This window comes from Chroococcidiopsis sp. CCNUC1 (assembly GCF_023546805.1).
GTDB classification, from domain to species: domain Bacteria; phylum Cyanobacteriota; class Cyanobacteriia; order Cyanobacteriales; family Chroococcidiopsidaceae; genus Chroococcidiopsis; species Chroococcidiopsis thermalis.
The window spans coordinates 48,352-69,849 of the sequence record NZ_CP097482.1; the positions used below are offsets into that span (position 1 = coordinate 48,352).

General features: G+C 45.3%; 17 protein-coding genes and 5 pseudogenes. 5 read left to right on the plus strand and 17 right to left on the minus strand.

All coding sequences use genetic code 11. From position 1 onward, the window contains the following. The first annotated feature begins 180 nt into the window (after window positions 1-180). The gene (locus M5J74_RS31280) at window positions 181-1,089 is read left to right on the plus strand and encodes an SDR family oxidoreductase (RefSeq protein WP_106216160.1); all 909 of its coding nucleotides are present in this window, start codon (window positions 181-183) and stop codon (window positions 1,087-1,089) included. A gap of 3 nt (window positions 1,090-1,092) precedes the next feature. Here the strand turns inward: M5J74_RS31280 and M5J74_RS31285 are convergent, their stop codons facing one another. From M5J74_RS31285 to M5J74_RS31335, 11 genes and pseudogenes are all read right to left on the minus strand, one after another. Beyond that, window positions 1,093-1,635, minus strand: a complete 543-nt coding sequence (locus M5J74_RS31285; RefSeq protein ID WP_250017930.1) for a DUF6022 family protein — start codon at window positions 1,633-1,635, stop codon at window positions 1,093-1,095. Between the two features lie 75 nt (window positions 1,636-1,710). Then, window positions 1,711-2,529: a helix-turn-helix domain-containing protein gene (locus M5J74_RS31290; protein WP_250017931.1), complete on the minus strand. Its 819-nt coding sequence runs from the start codon at window positions 2,527-2,529 to the stop codon at window positions 1,711-1,713. A gap of 171 nt (window positions 2,530-2,700) precedes the next feature. After that, window positions 2,701-3,117, minus strand: coding sequence for a nuclear transport factor 2 family protein (locus M5J74_RS31295; RefSeq protein WP_250017932.1), 417 nt, complete (start codon window positions 3,115-3,117; stop codon window positions 2,701-2,703). Window positions 3,118-3,140: 23 nt separating this feature from the next. Then, the gene (locus M5J74_RS31300) at window positions 3,141-3,752 is read right to left on the minus strand and encodes an FMN-dependent NADH-azoreductase (protein WP_250017933.1); all 612 of its coding nucleotides are present in this window, start codon (window positions 3,750-3,752) and stop codon (window positions 3,141-3,143) included. Window positions 3,753-3,832: 80 nt separating this feature from the next. Continuing rightward, window positions 3,833-4,102, minus strand: a complete 270-nt coding sequence (locus M5J74_RS31305) for a helix-turn-helix transcriptional regulator (RefSeq protein WP_250017934.1) — start codon at window positions 4,100-4,102, stop codon at window positions 3,833-3,835. A 135-nt stretch (window positions 4,103-4,237) separates the two neighbouring features. Next, on the minus strand, window positions 4,238-4,744 hold the full coding sequence (locus M5J74_RS31310; protein WP_250017936.1) for a hypothetical protein: 507 nt from the start codon (window positions 4,742-4,744) through the stop codon (window positions 4,238-4,240). A 44-nt stretch (window positions 4,745-4,788) separates the two neighbouring features. Further along, window positions 4,789-5,547, minus strand: coding sequence for an RNA polymerase sigma factor SigJ (gene sigJ, locus M5J74_RS31315; RefSeq protein WP_250017938.1), 759 nt, complete (start codon window positions 5,545-5,547; stop codon window positions 4,789-4,791). Continuing rightward, complete coding sequence (locus M5J74_RS31320) at window positions 5,548-6,864, minus strand: IS701 family transposase (protein WP_250015617.1); 1,317 nt, start codon at window positions 6,862-6,864, stop codon at window positions 5,548-5,550. A gap of 48 nt (window positions 6,865-6,912) precedes the next feature. Further along, window positions 6,913-7,101 (minus strand): annotated as a pseudogene (locus M5J74_RS31325) (sigma factor); the annotation flags it as partial. Then, complete coding sequence (locus tag M5J74_RS31330; protein ID WP_250017940.1) at window positions 7,098-7,508, minus strand: hypothetical protein; 411 nt, start codon at window positions 7,506-7,508, stop codon at window positions 7,098-7,100. The pseudogene M5J74_RS31325 and the gene M5J74_RS31330, both read right to left, overlap by 4 nt. 111 nt (window positions 7,509-7,619) lie before the next feature. Further along, complete coding sequence (locus tag M5J74_RS31335) at window positions 7,620-8,111, minus strand: carboxymuconolactone decarboxylase family protein (RefSeq protein ID WP_181245268.1); 492 nt, start codon at window positions 8,109-8,111, stop codon at window positions 7,620-7,622. Window positions 8,112-8,590: 479 nt separating this feature from the next. Between M5J74_RS31335 and M5J74_RS31340 the strand changes: the two genes are divergently transcribed. Both M5J74_RS31340 and M5J74_RS31345 read left to right on the plus strand, forming a co-directional pair. Then, complete coding sequence (locus M5J74_RS31340; RefSeq protein ID WP_250017942.1) at window positions 8,591-8,758, plus strand: hypothetical protein; 168 nt, start codon at window positions 8,591-8,593, stop codon at window positions 8,756-8,758. Window positions 8,759-8,887: 129 nt separating this feature from the next. After that, a pseudogene (locus M5J74_RS31345) lies at window positions 8,888-10,547 on the plus strand (ISL3 family transposase). A gap of 343 nt (window positions 10,548-10,890) precedes the next feature. On the opposite strand, the pseudogene M5J74_RS31350 reads toward M5J74_RS31345, so the two are convergent. The 3 genes and pseudogenes from M5J74_RS31350 to M5J74_RS31355 all read right to left on the minus strand — a co-directional run bounded on the left by M5J74_RS31350 (window position 10,891) and on the right by M5J74_RS31355 (window position 12,966). Further along, a pseudogene (locus tag M5J74_RS31350) lies at window positions 10,891-12,295 on the minus strand (ISKra4 family transposase). Then, a complete protein-coding gene (locus tag M5J74_RS33030) occupies window positions 12,292-12,417 on the minus strand; it encodes a hypothetical protein (protein WP_256498815.1) in 126 nt (41 codons plus the stop codon). The pseudogene M5J74_RS31350 and the gene M5J74_RS33030 overlap by 4 nt, the downstream one beginning before the upstream one ends. Before the next feature lie 93 nt (window positions 12,418-12,510). Next, a pseudogene (locus tag M5J74_RS31355) lies at window positions 12,511-12,966 on the minus strand (plasmid pRiA4b ORF-3 family protein). Between the two features lie 170 nt (window positions 12,967-13,136). Here M5J74_RS31355 and M5J74_RS33785 point away from each other — a divergent pair. Continuing rightward, on the plus strand, window positions 13,137-13,445 hold the full coding sequence (locus M5J74_RS33785) for an FtsX-like permease family protein (protein ID WP_250017944.1): 309 nt from the start codon (window positions 13,137-13,139) through the stop codon (window positions 13,443-13,445). Window positions 13,446-13,661: 216 nt separating this feature from the next. Continuing rightward, window positions 13,662-14,360: pseudogene (locus M5J74_RS31365) on the plus strand (ATP-binding cassette domain-containing protein). Between the two features lie 359 nt (window positions 14,361-14,719). Here the strand turns inward: M5J74_RS31365 and M5J74_RS33035 are convergent. The 3 genes from M5J74_RS33035 to M5J74_RS31375 form a co-directional block, all read right to left on the minus strand. Beyond that, entirely contained in the window at window positions 14,720-14,848 is a 129-nt protein-coding gene (locus tag M5J74_RS33035; protein WP_256498816.1) for a hypothetical protein, read from the minus strand. 432 nt (window positions 14,849-15,280) lie between these two features. Next, a complete protein-coding gene (locus M5J74_RS31370) occupies window positions 15,281-16,924 on the minus strand; it encodes an aminotransferase class V-fold PLP-dependent enzyme (RefSeq protein ID WP_250017945.1) in 1,644 nt (547 codons plus the stop codon). Window positions 16,925-17,002: 78 nt separating this feature from the next. Then, a complete protein-coding gene (locus M5J74_RS31375; protein ID WP_250018005.1) occupies window positions 17,003-21,496 on the minus strand; it encodes a type I polyketide synthase in 4,494 nt (1,497 codons plus the stop codon). Window positions 21,497-21,498 lie beyond the last annotated feature (2 nt).

Consider the following 21,498-nt stretch of genomic DNA (forward strand, 5'->3'; position numbering starts at 1 on the left):
CATTTCCATCGAAGCGGGAAATCATCTGAGCGCGTGTCTTTATTCTTATTCTTAAGATAAATTTCGCCGAGCGGTAGCTCCCATCGTCTATAGTACAATCGAACTATATTGCCGCGTTGGGCAGCCCATCATTTCACGCGATCGCATTTCTCAATCCTTGAATAGCTGAAGGAGAATTCGATGCAATTGAATCCTTGCAAAGTCGCCCTAGTAGCTGGAGCAACACGCGGTGCGGGTCGCGGTGTCGCCACCGAACTCGGTGCGGCTGGTGCAACTGTCTATGTCACAGGTCGAACCACTCGCGAGCGACGCTCCGAATACAATCGTCCTGAAACTATTGAAGAAACAGCAGACCTGGTGGATCGAGCAGGGGGTCGAGGAATTGCGGTTCCCGTCGATCATCTCGATCCAACACAAGTTCAAGCTCTGGTGGCACGCATTGACAGCGAGCAAGGGCGATTGGATATTTTGGTGAACGATATTGGCGGAGAATATTTGGCGGAGTTCAACAAGCCCGTGTGGGAGCTTTCCCTAGATCGGGGATTGCGGATGCTGAGACTGGCGATCGACACGCATATCATCACCAGTCACTTTGCGCTACCGCTGTTAATTCAAAATCCAGGCGGACTGGTGGTCGAGATTACGGATGGCACGGCAGAATACAACGACAAAAACTATCGACTCTCACTGTTTTACGATCTGGCAAAAACATCGGTCATCCGCATGGCTTGGGCGCTGGCGCAAGAGTTGCAACCGCATCAATGTACGGCTGTGGCATTGACTCCAGGCTGGTTGCGATCGGAAATCATGTTGGATGGTTTTGGTGTGAGCGAAGCTAACTGGCAGGATGCAACAGCAAAAGAACCGCACTTCGTTATTTCTGAAACTCCCCGCTATATCGGTCGTGCCGTTGCGAGTCTTGCTCAAGATCCGGACATGGCTCGCTGGAACGGTCAGTCGCTATCGAGCGGTCAACTGGCGCACTTCTATGGCTTTACAGACGTGGATGGCTCGCAGCCTGATGCTTGGCGCTACATTCGTGAAGTAGCAGATGTTGGTAAACCTGCTGATGCAACTAGCTATCGGTAGCGTCTAACTGCGCTTTCGATTTTCTAAGCTTTGCAGGTACTCTGCGTATTCAACCTGAAATTCCAGGGCATTTGTGAAATCGGTAGAACGCTCTGACAGTGTTGCGACAACAGCTTCCTTGCTGGTTTCTGTTAAAGCGATCGCCTGGGGTTGACGGGGAAGGCGAAACTGGGTGTGGTCGTGAAAGATAATCGTAACGATTGTTCCTAGTGCCTTTCCTTCCTGCGATGCGATCGCACTCCACATCCATCGCTGCCGATCGCTTTGGTCTGCGCCCCATTCCCTTGAGCTATTGAAATTACCAGGGAGCCAAGGCGAGGGATACAACCCAGCCTGTTTAAGCTGTTGATGAATCGGTCGAAATAGCTTGTAGCAATACGCGCCATATGCCATGTCATCAACTTTGTTGAATGCATCTAATAATTTATCTCGATTCTGATGCAGCAGAGTTTGCCAGTTTTCATCGATCTGATTTTCGATGTAGCGACCAATTGCGTGAATATCGCTATTCTTGTCAATTGAAACAACGAACTGTGATGAATTCATTGGGCGCTATCTCCCCATTTGCAGCACCTTGCATTATGGCGCACGAGCGATACAGAAGGATTGTAAAAAAATGACCTAGTTGGGTAGCACCAGATGGCAGGGATGCAGCCCCCGTTGTTTGAGATAAACTGTGGGAGTACATCCGGCAAAGGTATGGAAGTCGTGAATCAAGTGTGACTGGTCAAAGTAGCCACAGCTATGAGCTAGACCGATCCAATCGACGCGATCTTTCCCATCTAACAAGTAAAGAACTTGCCGCCAGCGTCGAACTCGACAAAACAGCTTGGGTGTCAGCCCCACGCGATCGCGAAAAAGTTGTCCGAAATGACGAGTACTAAAACCAATTTGGTCGATGACCGAGTTAACTGTGGGTGTGGGAAATTGACCAAATTTGCGTAAGGCAAAATTCACCGCTAGCTGCTGTTTGGGCGGTTCCAGCATCTGGCTCAAAAGGAAGCGTTCTAAAACCAAGAAACGAGTTTCTCCACTCGGAGCTTCGAGCAGGCGTTCGCGTAACTCTGCGGCACGGCAATTCCACAAATCATCCAATGAGACAATTCGATTGTGCAATTCTCCGGCGGGCAGAGAGAAGAATGCTTGGCTACCACCTGGCTTGAAACGCAGACCGATAACGGCAACTTGGCTATGGCGATCGATAATGCAGTTTTCGGAATGGATGCCGCTCAGCCGACTACTACTAGTACTACCGCATTCGGCGCAACTGTGGCGATCGTAGAGAGCGATCGCGCCTTGGCGTAGGTTAATGACGATTTCCATCGCTCCGATTGGCAGCAAGCGGACTTGTGCCTGCGGTAGATCGTCACCTTCGCTCGACCAGAAAAATGACACAAACTGCAATAGGGGCGATCGCGGAATATAGGTGTGGTAAATCATCAATCTGGGTGAGCTTCTGCTGTGGAGCGGGTCGCGATCGCTTCATCCTCTGCTGCGTAATTCAACTGCTCAACATCCTTTATCCCGACTTCAGGTAACATTGATTCAAAAATGAACGGTGTGCTTTATTATTCCGATTATCGCAACTACATTGCACGCCGCATTCTATAGTTATTGTTTGTTCTCTAGGAATTGCAGTATTGTAACTGTATCTGAATAAAACATCTGCGATTCAACGATCTTGCCATCACGCATTTTATAGACGCTGACAACTGGCAAATCCAACTTTCTGCCGCTACTCGTCTCTAGCCCTCTCAGCTGCCAAAGGACGATGACATAATCTCCTGAGTCTAGAAAAACCGCATCCATTTTTCTCTCTGCTGCTGGTTGGAGATCATCCCAAGTTCTTGCTGCGCCTTCGACGTGTTGTTTCGCGCCTTCGATACCATAATGTACGCCACCGTAGGGCAGCGACTCGGCATCGCGGATGATAATCTCAGGAGCGTAAGCTGCAAGAACTCCAGCAACGTCGCGGTCTTCAACAGCTTGAAAGAGACGACGAGTATTTTCTACGTTTTCCCGTGACATAAATTCTTCTCCTTTTCCATGTCCTACCAATGAGCTGCAAGGGTTTGAAGAGTAGCTTGAGCCGTTGAAATAGACTGCTCTCGATCGCCTAAGACCAGGTTACTCGCATTGACAAACTGGATATCTGTAATCCCAAATGACGAAAAAATCGTTCGCAGATACGGTTCTTGATGATCCTCTCCAAAGGGAGAACCTGGAGGATAGTTACCGCCACGACTTGTGATGAACAGAGCTTTTTTTCCATGAACTAGCCCTCGAACTCCATTTTTACTCACTTCATAGGTACACCCAACCCGAATCAAATGTTCGAGATAAGCTTTAAGCCTTGCAGGAATAGTAAAGCCATACATTGGTACTCCAAAAACATAGCAATCTACAGCTAAAAACTCCTCCAGCAATATGTTAGATTCCCTTAGAGCTTCGATCGTTTCTGGGGTGTGACTTTCGGGTGGCGAATGAACTGCTGTAATCCAGGCTTCATTAATATAAGGAACTGGAAAATGCCCCAGATCTCGATATACGATCGCATCTTCAGGATGAAACATTTTCCAAGCCGTGATGAATTCTTGAGATAGAATTCGCGATACTGAACTTTCACTGCTGTAACTCGCGTCAATGTGAAGAATGCGTCTCATAAGCAAGCCTTGAAATTACGTTACAAATTCAGTATGTGGTAATTCCTGAATGCTTTTCTTCAAGGTTCTTGCGATTGTTTTCAACGTTCTTGCGATTCTATCAAAGTTGCGTGGCGTGCTAGTCGCTGCGAAAAAACTTTGGGCGTTACTCCCACACAACGTTTGAAATGATAGGTAAAATGTCCTTGACTAGCAAAACCAACAGTTTGAGCAATTGTAGCAAGTGGTAGATCGCTCATAACTATCAATTCTTTAGCTCGTTCAATCCGGCAACGAATTAAATATTGATGAGGTGAAGTGTTTGTTGACTCCTTGAACAAATGAGCAAAATGATATGGACTTAACTGCACGATTTTTGCTAATTCAGCTAAACTAATGTTTCCATTCAGATTTGCATTAATAAATTCAACAATTTGTTTCCATTGTTGTTGAGTAAATCTACTCGTAATAGTTTTTATTTGACTTGAGTTAGTTGAATATCGAGATCAAAGATGAACGACAAGTGCATGGGCGATCGAATCAGCATAAAGATGACTATTTGTGCCGTCAATTTCTAAAGATGTTTTAAGTGCAAAACCAATCTGCCCAACTAACGGGTCAAATAGTGTAGCCAGATGTGGAATAAGTTCGAGGCGATCGCTTCCAAACACGTCATAACCAATAGTAGCTAGAAATGACGGTGATAAAAACAAATTGAAAAATTCTGCTTCTTTGTCCCAAGAGAACTGTTGGCTTGTATAGGCTGGATAAATTGCCAAATCTCCTGGCACTGAGTCAACTATCTTCTTTTGTCCATCGACTACTTGCTCCAGTCGAACAGGTTTGCCGACATTCAGACAAATGGTATGCCAAGGCGACACGTATTCTGGAATTTCACGAGGTGGTTGTCGAAAATGAGCAAACTGAATGTTTTTCCAGTTAGCACCGTCACTAGCTAGAATCGGCTGATAAGGGAAGACCAAATGTGAATTGTTTTTGTCGAGATCGCTCACAATTAGTTTTGTTTCTATTGCCTAAATTGTAAATGATAGAAGCTCTATTGGCATGAATGGATAGCCTTTTCGTCGAGCCGCTTTAGTTTTTCTGGATTCCTCATCGTGTAGATAGATTGGATGTAGCCATCCACGATATCAAACGTCGTCACGCTGTGAATGCGATCGCCCATCAGAGTGATAATGCCAGGTTGTCCGTTAATCTCAACGATACGAGTAACCGCCCCAGAAAGCCACTTGCTGCGAATTGCCAGCAGGAAACGAGCTACTTTCATTGCACCCTGCAACGGTTTGAGAGCAGCAGCAACTTTTCCACCACCGTCCGACCAGAAGGTAACATCCTTGGCTAGAAGTGCCAACAACCCTGACAAATTGCCTTCGTTGGATGCTTCTAAGAATTTGGTTGTAATTTGCTCTTGCTGCTGATGGGATACCGGAAAGCGGGGATGTGAAACCGCAATGTGCTGGCGCGATCGCCGCAGTATTTGACGACAGTTCGCTGGAGTTTTGCCCACCATCTGAGCGATTTCATCGTAGTCATAATCAAAAACTTCGCGCAGCAGAAATACGGCTCGTTCGAGCGGCGATAATCGCTCTAAAACGACAAGAAACGCCATCGAAAGTGAATCCGCCAACTCTACATAAGTGGCTGGATCGTTGGTTTGTTGCGTCGCGATCGGTTCCGGTAGCCAGGGTCCTACATATTGTTCTCGTCGCACGCGGGCAGAACGCAGATGGTCAATGCAGAGGCGCGTGATAATCCCTCTTCTGTTACTACAAGCGGAGTAAAATAAAAGAGACATCTAACTTGCCACAGCATACTCGATAGGAACAGCTCGAAAACCATTCATAATTTTTATCAATTTGAAAAAGCTTCGTTTCATTCCAGGAATCGGAAATAGCCTCAACCACGGCTCAATTAAACACCAAAAGATGTGGGGCTGAATAATTAGTCTTAAGTTATTTAAAGCACTCTTCCAATTAGTGCCTGACTCCCAGTAGGGATGCCGTTTAAATTCAGTCAGTTCTAACAATCTAGAATTCAGATATAAGCTGCTTCTAGCTGCTTCGTCTTTGAAAGCTTCAGCCTGCAAGCTAATCAGCAAATAGGCACTAAAAACTATTTCCCACCACCGCTCGATGCTAGCATAATCTGTTAAGCGAAAATCCGCCCAACCCAATTCATTTTTTACCTGTTTAAAACCATACTCAATCCAATTTCTCAAGCTGTAGAGGTTGCCGACAACAAGCTGAATGTTGCCAGGTAAGTTAGTCATAATAAACCAGGTGTCTGATTTGGGATTCTTCGTATCGCTTTTAGTGATTTCATAGTAGCGAACCGTGCGCCGCTTGCCAAAAATAATTTCCCGAATATAGCGTCTTTCTGGTTGACGGTGAGATAAGTTCTGCTGGTAGGCGCGCCAACTGTTGTAGCGCACGCGCTGTCCTGGCGCAATTAGGACTCCATGATTACTGCGAATCGCCACAATAAAATTTAACTTTAGCTCTTTTAAAACTCCAATCACATTCCCACTCTCGCCATACAAACTATCGGCTAGAACTAGGTGAAATTTAAATCCAAATGCTAAAAGTTCTCGAATAATTTCTTCTGCTAACTGTGGTTTAGTTTTATAGACATCTCCTTCTTTGAGTCGGTGACGTGGTTTGAAGATTTTAAAACTCAATGGATAAGTGATATTATCAACTATTGCGTAAGCGTTAACCGAAACAATACCATTCGCTGTTCTGCCCAAGTTACCAATGTATTGTTTGGCGACGTAATCTGTTGCTTTACCCTTTTTTTCATCCCCTGTTTCATCTATACATAGTACGATTGGTTCATCCCCAACTGATGCTTTAATTATCTGCAATCGCAGTTCTCGCAATCCTTTCACATCCCAAGGTGTATCTCGCAAGAAATGATGTAATTCTTGCCCATCAGACAGCCCAACAATCCGAGCAAGTGCTGGTAAAGATTTTCGGTTAATTTCAGAAATTACGCCTAAATGTAGAAACTTAAAGGCTTCAAAATTTCTGACATCTGGGAAAAGATTTCGGTAAGTTTGGCAGTATTCATCAATAAAGGCTACCGTTGATACTGGCTCTCTACGCTCAACCATAGTCACAGCTTAGCTTCTATCACTTCTTTCTCTATTTTAATCCTGCCAAAGCAACAGAAGAGGGATAATAGTCGATAAATATGTTTTGGCGGATTTTACTGTTGCTTGAGTCGTTTGCTGCCAGCGTAGAAAAGTTTCTTGTACCATGTCTTCGGCATCCGTAACCGTTCCTAACATTCGGTAGGCGATCGCGAACAGTAAAGAACGATGTTGGTTAAAGGTTTCAAGATGGCTCATAAAACCTGCTCTTTCTGCTGAAGTGTTTTCCAAGCCCATACACCAACTCCACATCCGAGTCCTTCAACGAAGACCAGAAGAATCGCTGTGATATCAAAGAGAATACCCCAACCTGTAAGCGGAATTTGGAAGATCTGGTCGGGACTAATTGCAATCAAATGGTAATAAACACCAAACAACAATGCTCCAGTCATTGAACCCAGCAAGAGCCAGCTACCAGCTTTTTGAAAGGGTGTCCAAAGTAAGATCGTGGCGACGATTGGAGCTAGCACAACGATCGAGCTAACAAACAAGCTTTGGAACCAGGAAAGAGAAACGGGAATTTTCTCGTGGGCTAAACCATGTAGTGCTACTATGACTGCGTGGAACACGACAACGATAGTTCCATAACGAGTGATGGATTGCATCTTTCATTCTCCTCTGAAAGTGTATTGATAGCGATCGCTATCGCTAGATTCAACATCCAGAAACAGAGATCGGTCATTCGCCAAGGACAAATGACCGACGAGCGCGATTGCTTATGCTGGAAGTGTTTCAGGAGTAAATGTTCTATCGTGCAACGGCTGTGGCTCGTAACTGCCTGGAACCACGCGAGTTGTAATGGCAATCCGATTCCAGCTATTGATAGTGACGATCGCCATCAATAAATTGGCAATTTCATCATCAGAAAAATAACGGCTGACTTCATCGTAAATTTCATCTGAAACTGAATCAGTTGCAATCAGGGTGACTGCTTCTGTAAAAGCAAGCACTGCCCGTTCTTGAGGGGTAAAAAAGGGAGTTTCCCGCCACGCATTAAGGGCATAGATTCGCTGTTCCGTTTCGCCGTTAAGCCTGGCATCTTTGGTGTGCATATCAATACAAAAGGCACAACCATTGATCTGCGATGCTCTAATTTTCATCAGTTCTAACAATGTCGGATTGATGCCGCTGCCTCGGACATACCGTTCCAGTTGCAACATCGCTCGATACGCCGCCGATTCAACTCCAAGTTCCATTCTGGACTGCATTTGTGAATCTCCTGTTTTGTTAGGCATTCACCTATTAGACGAATCAGTGCGGCTAGTTGTGACAGGTGAAACAAAGAAATGCAAACCAATAATTCGTTGCTCTACACTAGCGTTCAGCCTCGTAAAAAGCCTCGCTGCAACTGTCCGGCTGTAAGTTTCGGTCTACGCACGCAAAGACACGAGCACCCACGACGCGAAAGGTTTCATCAGATTTATTCGCCGTGTAAGTATAGGACACGCTTTTGTCTTTCCCGCAGGCTCTCGGGGATTCCTTCGCTATGTCTCCTATAAGACTGCGATCTATTTCAATCCTGGCATAGGCGCAGTTTCCGTCTCTTTTATTGTCTTTTATAGTCAAACTCCAGGTACTCACGTCGTTCCTCACGGAGATATTCCCTCCGACGCAACTAGCATTAGCCAAGCGGCAAGATAGCGAGTAGTTGGTTGCGCTTGCTGGCATCAGGAACATAGATGCCAGCGTGACGAGTGCAGCAGAGACGCGAAAGTTACTTAAAAGCACGGTCGATTTTCCTTTTTTTATGAGTCACGATTGTTTCCTGCGCGTCGATCGGCTACTTTTCGTGCAGAGTTCGATCGCGATCGTCCGATCCAAGTCCCTAACTATCTGTAGCGACCTGCAATTATAAATGCTCAAACCAGCAATCAAGACATTTTCAAACCAGGATTATTTGCAACTATAATTTCGTTTGAACCAGGATTAAGGCTCTTGGCAGCTTTTGGTGATGGAATTTTCTCTAACGGCTTAGAATAGTTAGATGGAAGTCTTATTTCACCTATTACCCGATTCATCGTCCCTTCAACTCGAAAGCTGGCTGATTGATAAAGCTAATCCTCGCATCACTCTAAATGTTTGCGCGACCCAGGTTATTGCACAATGCCCAATCTGCGCCCATCCCACACATCGAGTTCATAGCCACTACGAGCGCACGTTGGCGGATCTGCCCTGGGCTGATTACAGCATTACCCTGCAACTGCGGGTACGGAAGTTTTTCTGCCTTAACCAGCAGTGCTTTCGCCGCATCTTTACAGAGAGAATAGCCACTGTTGCTGCTCCTTGGGCAAGGCGAACTGGGCGCATGGCAAAGCAACTGACGGCTATTGGATTAGCATTGGGAGGAGCAGCAGGAGAACGGTTGAGCCAGCAGTTGGGCTGTGCAGTCAGCCGCAATACCATACTCCAATTAGTCTCTAGACTGCCTCTACCACCGATTGTCACACCGCAGACACTTGGTGTAGATACTTCTCTTTTCGTAAGCGTGAAACCTACGGCACTGTCCTAATTGATTTGGATCGAAGCCGTCCAATAGCTTTGTTGGGCGATCGCGAAACCGAGACGTTGGCGGCGTGGTTGCAAGAACACCCAGGAGTTCAGGTAGTTTCACGGGATCGCTCCAAGGCCTATAAAGCCGGAATTACTCAAGGAGCACCATTAGCAATCCAGGTTGCCGACCGTTTTCACAGTAAAGCAAAACTTAGTGGAAACCCTCGACCAAGTTTTCAACACGCACGGTCAAGACCTCAAAGCCGTTGAAGCTGCTCATAGCTTTTCATCCACAACTAGTCCTGATGGTACTGTCGTTGTTCCCATCGCCCTACCGTCTTTAACCGTGCAGGAGCAGCAAAGAACCGAACAGCGTCGGAAGCGGCGATTGTCAACTTATCAACAAGTCTGGCATCTACATCGTCAAGGCTACAAAGTCCCAGCGATTGCGCGTCAACTCGGCATTGGTAAAACGAGTGTGTTTCGCTATCTACGCACTCCCAGCTTTCCTGAACGTCAAGGGCGTAGCGACCGTGGACGAAGCGTGCTTTCTCCGTACAAGGAATATATTCTCAAACGCTGGAACGAAGGCTGTTACGATACTAAAGCACTGTTTGAAGCAATACAGAAGCGCGGTTACTCCGGTAGTTATGACACGGTAGCTCGTTACACTCGTCGTCTGCGCTCTTCTCAAGGCTTGCCACTGCGGCAACGACTCGTCAGACAACCACTGCCCAAGGTTGCTCAACCGGAGAAACGACCACTCACAGCTCCTAAAAGCAGCTTGGCTTGTGCTACAGCGGCAAGAATTACAGAAGTCAGATGACGAACAGTTGATTGCTCGGTTAAAAGCACAGCATCCCGATCTGTCCACCGCGATTGAGCTAGCCCAAAGCTTTGCCCAAATCGTGCGCCAACGTCTTCCCGATCGACTTGACTTTTGGTTGGAGCAAGCCATCCATAGCAGTCTTTCACCTTTTGTTCGCTTTGCCCAACGCTTACATGAAGATTATGATGCGGTCAAAGCGGGTGTGACACTGCTAGTCAGCAACGGTCCGGTCGAGGGACACATAAACCGATTGAAGATGCTCAAGCGCCAAATGTATGGTCGAGCTGGCATTGACTTGCTCAGTCGAAGATTCTTGCTGGCGTGAGTTGTGGAATGCTCTATTTCATTGATTTGGATCATCATGCCCTTGCTCTCAAGGATCACCAAAAGCTGCCAAGACCCTTAATCCTGGTTCAAACGAAATTATAGTTGCAAATAATCCTGGTTTGAAAATGTCTTGATTGCTGGTTTGAGCATTTATAATTGCAGGTCGCTACACCTAGTCCTAACTTCGGAGTATTTACGAGAGTTAGGCGATTGACGCTCTTGTTTTTCTGTTTTACCAAATGAGCGTTAGTTGGACGAGTTGTTTGAGCATGACCCAAACTCCTGAAAAGCTTGGGATATATAAGTTAATTTTACCAACTTAAACACAAAAGTTGGTAAAATCAATTAACTGTCAATTCGGGATACCATTGCTGGAATTTACGATTTAACTCCCCGTTCAAGACCAGCGAACGCATTTGAATCGGAAGATGCGCCCCATAAGAGAGTCCAACGCATTTGTTGCTTTTTCACGAATCGCTTGCTGATAACTTGATTGACGGCAGACTCTACAAAGGAGCTGGAAATCGGTTCGCCGTTGCGGTAGCGTTCGCCATAATTGGGAATATACTGCCCATTATTTGAAATATAAGTTTCAAACTCTTCTAAATGAGAGCAGAGTTTTTGTGCCTCAAGACTTGCTTCTCGCTCGTCATCATCCGAACCTAAGATAAAGGCGCTATCGATTAAATCTTCAATTTTTGATAATCCTTTAAAGACTTGCCATGCCATAAATACCACTTTAATGAAGTCAAATCTTTGAGGATGGATTCGCTATTTATACCTGCTGACAAATCTTCTTTACTTATACCTTTCGCAATTTGTTTCATCACAGTTATCCGCATGGTGATGTGAAACTAATCAAGTATATGTTCGGCATTGGGGTTGAGATAATATTGTAGGTCACGTATAATCTCTTCTCCATCAGATAAAAACGTGACCTGCTGGTTCATTTGCATCCCTTGAGATTTTCACACCTCAAATACTCGACGTTGGGGTTTAGTATCGTAGCAATAAACCATGCCAAAACATTTGGATGTGCCGTCTGCTTTTATACTCTTGCCAGCGATAACTTCAAAATTTCCGGCTTTTTTAGATTTCCTATCATAGAAACGAACATATCCTCCATCCATACCCACTACCAAGGGTAAACCTGGTCTGGGGAGCTTCTCCCAATCTCTTTGACAACCCTCGAATAATATTCCTGCATATAGCTGGTAACTCTGATTCTAAGCGTTGACCTAACGCGTGTAAATTGTTGCGTATAGATGCAGCATTTATTGCTCCTTCTATTGGGAGTAATTCTTGTAATAGTTCGGTGGACAGTCCATAAGACATTAGAGATGCAAATTTTGATTCTAGGTAGAGCAATTCTGGCGATGTGCGCTCTTTTAATAGATTTGCTACTGGGTTGAAGGTGCGGGTTGGTTGCTCGATACAAGCACAGTGAAACAATCGTTGGCTTTGTAGTTGCAACTTGCCAAATGGTGTCCTATATACAATGGTACGTTGATCTTTGTGGCACAGCTTTTTATTGCAATGGGAACAAGCAGCTTGCTGTCTTTGGTATTCGGCTATTTGTTGAGCAGCTACGCTGCGTTGGGTCTGAAGCAATAATTCTTTGGCTTGGGCTAGAGTTAATCCCAAATTTTCGGGTTGTAAATTGCCTTTTTCAATTTGGACAACTTCTTGAATTGACTGGGTATCGCCCGACTCTGATTCAATGACTAGTTGAACTTTAAATTTCACACTATCCTCTGCTCAAATAACAACAACTTTCTATCTCCCGTGGCGTATTGTCGTAAATGCTTGTTGACTTGAGGATGGTCGAAGCGGTTTTGATAAACTAATAGCCAAGGCGCGTAGCTCACTGGCTTCTTCTTTATCCATGTCAAAATTCTTGTTTCTCAACATTGAAGCAAACCGCTCTAACACGTCCCAAATCAAAAATTCTTCCCTCGCTTTCATAAAGCCCCAAGGACCACCACAATCTTCTGGGGACAAACACCTTTACTACCAGTGCAGATTGGGTAAATTTGGTTTTCATCTGGAGTGAGTATTGCTTCTACTCTAATTTGATGTCGCCACCAGTAACGCCATGTACCCATTGATGGACATATACTGAAGTCATATTCGTAGAAAAATTTTTCTTTTAGTCTTAACTTAAACGAACCTAACTCCACTTCGCTGGCGCAGTCACTAAATACCGTTCCGCCTGGTTAAGTGACTCCATACTGTTTCCCGTGAATGATGAAATGGTGCAGATGAATATCCTCCCACCCCATTGCCAGCTGGATGGTGTAATGCAAATCTTCTATCGTGCTGTCGCTGCTGACAAATATGCGTCGCCAGATCATGGGACTGATGCCAAGCAACAGTATCTTTAATTGGTAGATAACGGGTTCGGAAGAATCGGACATGGGGTCATCTTACCGTGTTGTGTCCCTCATCTCCCCCAAAATTTTTCGCTCTCCAACACTGTCGATATTGGATTGTTGAAAGTGGCTGAAAATGCCGATGTAGAAACAATTGTTAAAGCACTGCGCCAGCGCCTCCCCAAGATGTCGCCGTATGGACGAAAGCTGAGTTCGTGCAAAAAGAATTAGACTACTGGCGAGAAAATACGGCAATTGGCTTTGTGTTTTCGCTGCTAACAACGATGGGGTTTTTCGTTGGTGTTATTTTGGTTTACCAGATTTTATACACAGATATGGCAGAACATTGGGTAGAATATGCCACGCTCAAAGCAATTGGTTATTCTAATTTCCATTTACTAGGAATTGTGTTGCAGGAATCAGTGATTCTGGTATTTTTTGGTTTTGTCCCAGGCTTTTTTATCAGTTTAGGGCTGTACAGCCTCACGGCTAATGCTACGGATGTATTAATGCAAATGACTTAGGAAAGAGCAATTAACATTCTGATTGCTACCTTTATTATGTGTTTAATTTCCGGCGCGATCGCCGTGCGCAAAGTTCAAGTTACCGATCCGGCGGAGGTATTTGGTTGTGAATAAAGCAAGTAAGTTAAAAGGTAAAAAGCAAAAGTTAAAAGGCAAAAAAATCAGTTTGAATACTGTTGAATACTTGCATTGTGCAAATGAAATATGCGCTAGTTTATGACAAACAAATTTGCTGTCCAAATTCGCCAGCTTAATTATTATTTCGGACAAGGCAATTTACGTACTCAAGTGTTGTACGACATCAATCTCGATTTATCCAAGGGGCAGATCGCGATCGTGACTGGTCCTTCGGGTTCGGGGAAAACGACGCTTTTAAGTTTAATTGGAGCCTTGCGATTGGCACAATCAGGTAATTTACAGGTCTTAGGGAAAGAATTAGTCGGACTAAATAAATCTCAATTAGTAGAGGTACGACGGAATGTTAGCTTTATCTTCCAAGCACATAATTTATTTGAATCTCTCACTGCCTCGCAAAATGTAGAATTGACAAATAACTAGCGAGAAAAGCGCAAATTAGTAGTTGAGATGTTAAGTCAATTGGGGTTGGCTAATCGAGTAGATTATAAACCCAATGCCCTATCAGGAGGACAGAAACAAAGAGTAGCGATCGCCCGTGCTTTGGTCAATCAACCGCAACTAATTTTAGCAGATGAACCCACTGCCGCTTTAGATCAAAAATCAGGGCGCGAAGTTGTAACGTTGATGCAACAACTTGCCAAAGAGCAAGGATGCACGATTTTAATTGTCACTCACGACAACAGGATTTTAGATGTAGCCAGTCACATTATTAACTTAGTCGAAGGTTGCTTAGAATCAGACGAAAACCCAGAAATTTTTGTCACCACTCACGGCTAAACCCTTGTTAAGCGATGATTATAGCAATACTCATTAAGGTTAGGAAGAAACTGTCACAGATCGACCTTTTCTCGGAAAAGTTGCTGCTGGAAGCCATTTTTCTGACTCGGTTTTTAATGAAAACCATTGATGTTCTATCTCCCACACAGTCAGGAGAATAGGGTGATAAATACTTAGTTTACACTAAAAATTCCCACTCAGTTTTTAGATTTTTTCTGATTTATGGAAAAGTAGCATTCTCTAAAATAAAAAAATTTTTGACCGACTAACAACTTCGGAAGCAGGTTATCTTCAAGCCATTGTTCAAATACCTAGCGATTGTACGAACACTTAAATGTAAACGCAGCTATCAATTTTTCTCAACTTAAAACTGCTATAATACTTACTTCTACACTCTTCTTACCTTTTTTTAAACCGAAAAAATTAGTTTCTTTTTCACTCCATCCATAATCATAAGTGTCTGGATTATCTATACTTGTTTCATCCACGTAAATCAGGTTGTCTGAGTCTTTTTGTTGGATGTCAAATCAGGATGAGTCGCGCAGTTGTTCATCTCTTTCTTTTTGAAATACTAGTAATCCGCTACGATAATTTTACAAAGTAGATGCTGTTCTGGACTATGTTGCGAAAACCGCTGCCGAGCCAGTAGCATACTCTCTCTAGAAAATTTAACACTACTTCGATAAATGTAAAGTACTCCTTCAAGTAGGAGTGCTATCAACTAAGAATCATTCTACTGTGCGTGCGTTGATATCTACGCTACTCATCAAATTATTATTATGTAGAAGAGATAACGAGCGAAAGAGGATTCACAGTTGGCTATACTAGTATGTACAGATGGAGCGTCACCTATGCACTAGAAGTTGATTAATCTAAATTTGCTAAGTTCTAGTTAAGTTGACAATACAATAGCTTTTTGTTTATTGAGTTAGAAAACTACCTGAAGTATTGTCAGATAAATCAGCAGCAATTTGTAGTTGATCTTGTAGTACGGCGTTGATATCTAATTCAGTTGTCAACGGATTTGCAATCACAGCGCGTAGTGCAATAATTGGTACATTTTTTCCATAGCGCGTTGTATAAGTAGTCGTGCGCGAAATGAAGGTATGACCCGCTTGACGCTGCGCTTTTTGCAAGTGCTGATTGAATTGGTTAATCGATTGATTTTCAGCTAGTGTCAATTGCCCGATTGCTGCTCTGTGACGATAAGGTTCGGGAATATAGCGATAGAGAAAAATATTAATTTCAGGATCGATTAATCGTTCAAACTCTGGCATTGCTTCAATTCGAGTTGCTAAATACCAAGTTTTTTCAATTCCCCAATCCATTAGATATTCATATCCCTTCATGCCAATGAGCTTTAGTCCAGCTTGCAAAAGAATTGCAGTAGCCGGACGAGACCCTTCCAACGTGCGCTTACCTAGATCGATCGAATTTTGCCGAACGGTATAGGGCGCTTGTTTTTCGATCGCCTTTGCCAAGTTAGGATTGTGCAAAAACAGCATCCCGATTCCCATGGGCAAATAAAGCTGTTTATGGCCATCAATGGTGACAGAATCTGCAAATTCAATACCTTGTAGTTTATAGCGATGTCTTTGTGAAAACAACATAGGTCCACCCCATGCCGCATCAACATGAAAATGAATATTGGCATTTTTAGCAATTTCAGCCATGTCTAACAGCGGATCGATGCCACCAGAATCTGTTGTTCCTGCGATACCAACGATCGCGAGAATGAGTTGTTTGCGATCGCGACAGTCCCTAATAGTTTGACGCAGCGATCGCAGATCCACTTGATTTTTCTCATTTGCCGGAATTTTAATCAGACTGCGAGTTCCAATGCCCAATAAGTCGGCAGCTTTATCAAAGGAAAAATGCATTAAGCTGGAGCCAATGACAACAGCTCCGTCATAACCATAAAACTTAAGAGCGGCAGCAAGCCCTTCCTGTTCCACCCCCATAAAGTCTGCTTGCGGAGCCAAAGCTGCGTTACGAGCGCACCAAAGGGCAGTGATATTAGCGATCGTTCCACCCGATACAATCATCCCCAACGTACTGTGAGGGTTATGGGTATGCTCGATATAGAAGGCATCAGGCAACTGATAAATGAGGTGATGAAGAGTTGCGAGAGCTTGACGTTCGTAAGGAGTTAACGATTTTGCCGTTTCAGTTTTAACTGGATTTTGGTTCAGAATTGTCATCAATTTCGCCAGCGGTCGCACGAAGTAAGGCAATGCTGTGGTCATGTGACCGATGAATCGCGGTGAAGAGGTGCGAACAGAATGAGCGATCGCTGTTTCTGTTAAATCATTGAGATAATCATTTGGATCTACTGGCTCGATTGGGATTTGGTAATCCGTAAATTGCTCGTTTAAGTCGGTCAAGGCAATATCGCTACCGATCTTGCTGGTTTGGAGAAACTCATTGGCGATCGCCTCAAGATACCCATCCATATCGCGTTCAGCCGCGATCGCTTTGTCGGAACGAGCAAACAACGAGAGAATTCGGTTTTGAATTTCTGACTCAGCGATAGCTGAATTTTCTAAGTTGAGCGATCGAATCATGGATTTATACCAGTTCAAAATTTGCGACAGGTACTACGTGAGGACGAGATATTTGTGGCAACTAGAGCGATACACTTGTTAGCGAACCGCTAACAAGGCTTCTACTTCCGCCTCAGACAACAGTTCTATCTTTTCCAGCAGTAGTGCTTCGATCGTTTCAGCTTGTTTGGCAACTGTTAATGTTTGTAGGAGCAGATCGCGCAGCGGTAGTTCGACTGGGAAAGCAGCTTGCAGTCGCGATGCTAGTTGAGTCGCAATCAAAGAGTCTCCGCCGAGATCGAAAAAGCGATCGTGAATGCCAACGGTTTGAATACCAAGCACTTCTTGCCACATTTCGGCAATCTGTTGTTCTAGTGGGTTAGTAGGTGCAATATAGGGGAGATCGAGCCTGGGTCTGGCATAGCGAGAAGCAGTATTTGCTAAAGCTTGAGAAGGTGCGTGGTGGAAGATGCGATCGTACTTTGCCGTCAAATCTGTGGTAGAGATTAGAATTTGAGTTGCTCGATCCAGCGATAAAACTCGCTGAAATATATCTAGGTTTTCTGTAGGTGTAATAGCTAGGTCAGCTCCAGTCTGTTGCCACTGACTCTCTTCAGACTGCGGGAGCGACCGTTGTACTCTGTCCCAATTGACCGTCATCCATGCTTGAGCGTGCGTTTGATTGTGTCGAGCAACCAGCGCATCCGCAAACTGGTGTGCGGCTGAATAGGCTGCCAGCCCAAGTCCGCCCAAAACAGAGGCGATCGACGATATTATCATGCAGAAATCTAATTCTCGCTCCTGCAACAGATTTTCTATTTGTGCCATGCGGCGGCAGGGTGCATATAGCTGTTGCGCTCGTTCTGTTGCGGTAAGTTCTTGGATGGTGCAAAACGTATTGCGATCGGTTTGTCGAACGGAATGAATGATGCCATGAATGATACCAATCTTCTCAGGGGCAAGCAATTGGCGCAACGATTCTGGATCTGCCCAATCTACATGACACACCAAAACCTCTGCTCCTAGTGCCTGCAAATTTTGCCGCTGACGAATTTTATGACTCACGATATCTCCCTCGTCGTGAGTCGCCAGCCATAGATCTTCTTGGGATGGCAGTGCGACCTCTTCCAAGACGATCAGTTTCGGTTGTACCGTCCGTGCCAAGTAAGCAGCCAGTTCCGCACCCATGCCGTCTAACCCATCAGCGATCAGATAAACACCATGTTGCCGAACTGGAAGTTGTGCCTCACTCACTGGTTCTAAGCGTACAGGTTCAAAACATTGAATCCAACGATGGCGATCGCGATATGCCACGACTCGATCGGTTGAGGTTGCTGCAAATTCATTCATGAGTCGATCGATGAGCGATCGAGCTTGCCAAGTGTGCGATCGCGGCAACACTATGTCAATGATTCGACAAGTTATAAAGGAATATTCCTGTGGAATCGCATGACAAAGCCCTAAAAGCGTTGCCTTTTCTGGATGAAGACTATCTTCACTATTAATTAACTGCGTTCGATCTGCCACCACCCACAAATTGAGGCGATCGCTCCAATGCTGTTTACCAATGGCTTGCACCAATGCTAATAGACTGTTGAATTCAATATATGAATTAGGGGGGCGATCGTTGCTAGTAATACTCCAGAAAAATGCAATGTTCTGGGGCAATTTTTCGCCAGTATTGAGTTCGCCGAACAAGGCGATATAAGAATCTAAGGAATCAGGATCGATAGAATACGTTTGCTCGTTGAGTTGAGCAAATCCAGTACCTTGCTTAATTGCGATCGCATCTATCCCTTGTTGAGCCAGCCGTTCCACGACTTGGGAACCGATACCCCGATCGTCAATGAAAACCAACCATCGCCGATCGGCTGGTAATGATGCTGGTTTGGGTAAAAGAGATTGTTTCCACGATCGCAAGAACGACCAATCTGCTATATCTAACTTACGAGATGCATCCGTCAGAGCCGTTTGGCGATTTTCATGCTTCTCCAACCAATAACGCTGCCGCTCGAACGGATATGTTGGCAATGGTACGCGATATCGCCGCTCCTGCTGATAAAATTTAGACCAATCAATAGCGATCCCTGCTAGCCAGAGTTGACCGAGTGCCGTCAAGACAATGCTAATGTCCGATCGCGACTCTTGCGGATGACGCAATGAAGTTAGGATCGATGGTTGGGATTCGGGCAATAATTGACGTTTAATTAGCGTACTCAACGTCCGTCCTGGACCTACTTCCAAGAGAATCGCTTTTGGCTGCTGCAATAATGTGGTGACACCTGCCGCAAATTGCACGGTTTGTCGAAGATGTTGACTCCAATAGCCAGGGTCGATCGCGTCTTCTGGTGCGATCCAAGTGCCTGTAATATTTGAGATAAAAGGTATTTGGGGTGTCTGGCGTTTTATCTGTTGCACCCGTGCCGCAAATGTCTCTAAGATCGGCTCCATCATGTGGGAATGGAAGGCATGAGAGGTATGCAAAAGACGGCACTCTACTCCGCGATCGCGCAACTGTGCTTGAAATTGGGCGATCGCCTCCTTCTCGCCCGATACCACACAGGATGATGGAGCATTCACGGCTGCTAAAGCCAGAGAGTTATTCAAAAAGGGTTGAACATCCTTGACGGAAAGCGGTACTGCAACCATACTACCGGATGGCAATCGCTGCATTAATTGTCCTCGCGTTGCCACCAATGCCAGCGCATCTTCCAGCGTAAAGATACCTGCTAAGGTTGCCGCAACGTATTCTCCAATGCTGTGTCCCATCATGGCAGTAGGGCGAACACCCCAAGATTGCCACAATTGCGCTAAAGCATATTCAATGACAAATAGGGCAGGTTGCGCGATCGCGGTTTGCTGTAATTTTTGGTTGGCGAATTCAATGGAATCAGGCTGAGGATAAAGGATTTGCCGCAGATCTAGTCCGAGATGTGGCATCAGCAGTGTAGAGGCGCGATCGACCCATTCTCGAAATACAGATTCTTGCTCGTACAAATCGCGTCCCATTTGGACGTATTGCGCCCCTTGCCCAGGAAATAGGAAGACGATGGGGCGATCGCCCACCTCCCATTGATGCGTCACTACTCGTTGAGGATCGAGAGATTCTAGCGCCGCCGTAGCATCATCTCGATCTTGGCAAACTAGCATCCGTCGATATGGGAAAGCCCGTCGCCCAACCTGTAAGGTGTATGCTACATCTGCTAAATTTAGCTCTGAATGCTGTTGTAGACGATCGGCTAAATTCGCCGTCATTGCTTCCAGCGCAGATGGCGTTTTAGCAGACAACAACAATACTTGCCACGAGCGAGATGGACTCGCCGTTGGTAGCGATGGCGCTTCTTCTAGTACCACATGGGCGTTAGTGCCACCAAAACCGAAGGAACTCACGCCTGCGCGTCGAGGCGTGCCGTTGCACTGCCAATCAGTTAGTTGAGTATTAACGTAGAAAGGACTGTTGGCAAAGTCAATTTCGGGATTCGGTTGCTCGAAGTGCAAACTCGGTGGTAGTTGTTTATGATGCAATGCCATCACTGTTTTGATCAATCCCGTAATCCCAGCCGCAGAGTTGAGGTGTCCGACATTAGTTTTGACTGAGCCGATCGCGCAAAATTCTCGACTTTGAACGCTGTTAAATGCCTTCTTCAACGCCCTAAATTCGATCGGGTCGCCCAAAGCAGTACCTGTTCCGTGCGCTTCGATATAAGTAATTGTGGCAGGATCGACTCTGGAAACGGCTTGCGCTTCGGCAATTACCTTGGCTTGACCGTCCACGCTGGGAGCTGTAAAGCCCACCTTGGTAGAGCCGTCATTGTTAATAGCCGATCCTTTAATGACAGCATAAATGCGATCGCCATCTGCTAAGGCATCCTTGAGGCGCTTCAGCACGACTACGCCAACTCCATTACCGATGACCGTACCTTGTGCTTTGGCATCAAAGGCGCGGCAATGTCCATCCGGCGATACAATTCCTTCTTTTTGATAGAAATAGCCTGTAGTATGGGGAACCTGTACCGAAACGCCACCCGCCAATGCCATGTCGCACTCATAGTTCATCAATCCCCGACAAGCTAAGTGAACCGCAACTAATGAAGTAGAACAGGCTGTGCTGACATTGATACTCGGTCCTTTCAAATTCAACTTGTAGGAAACGCGCGTGGGGATGTAGTCCTTATCATGGCTGAGCAGAATTCGCGTGAATTGAGATTGCAGTTCGTTCCGTTGAGCCAACAGATTATCGAGTAAATAGGTGCTGAGATTGCCGCCTGCATAGACCCCGATCCAGCCCTTGTAGGCTTCTGGGTCATATCCTGCCTGTTCCAAAGCTTCCCAAGCCGATTCGAGAAATAGGCGATGTTGCGGGTCCATGAATTCGGCTTCGCGAGGCGAGATCTCAAAGAAAGCCGCATCAAATCGATCGATATCTTCCAGTACGGCTCCCGCTTTGACATAGTTGGGATGTTGTAGCCAGGTTGGATCGACCCCAGCAGCAATCAATTCGGCATCGCTGAACTGGGCGATCGCCTCCTGTCCCGCACAAAGATTTTGCCAGAATTCTGTCACGTTTTTGGCACTGGGAAAGCGTCCTACCATGC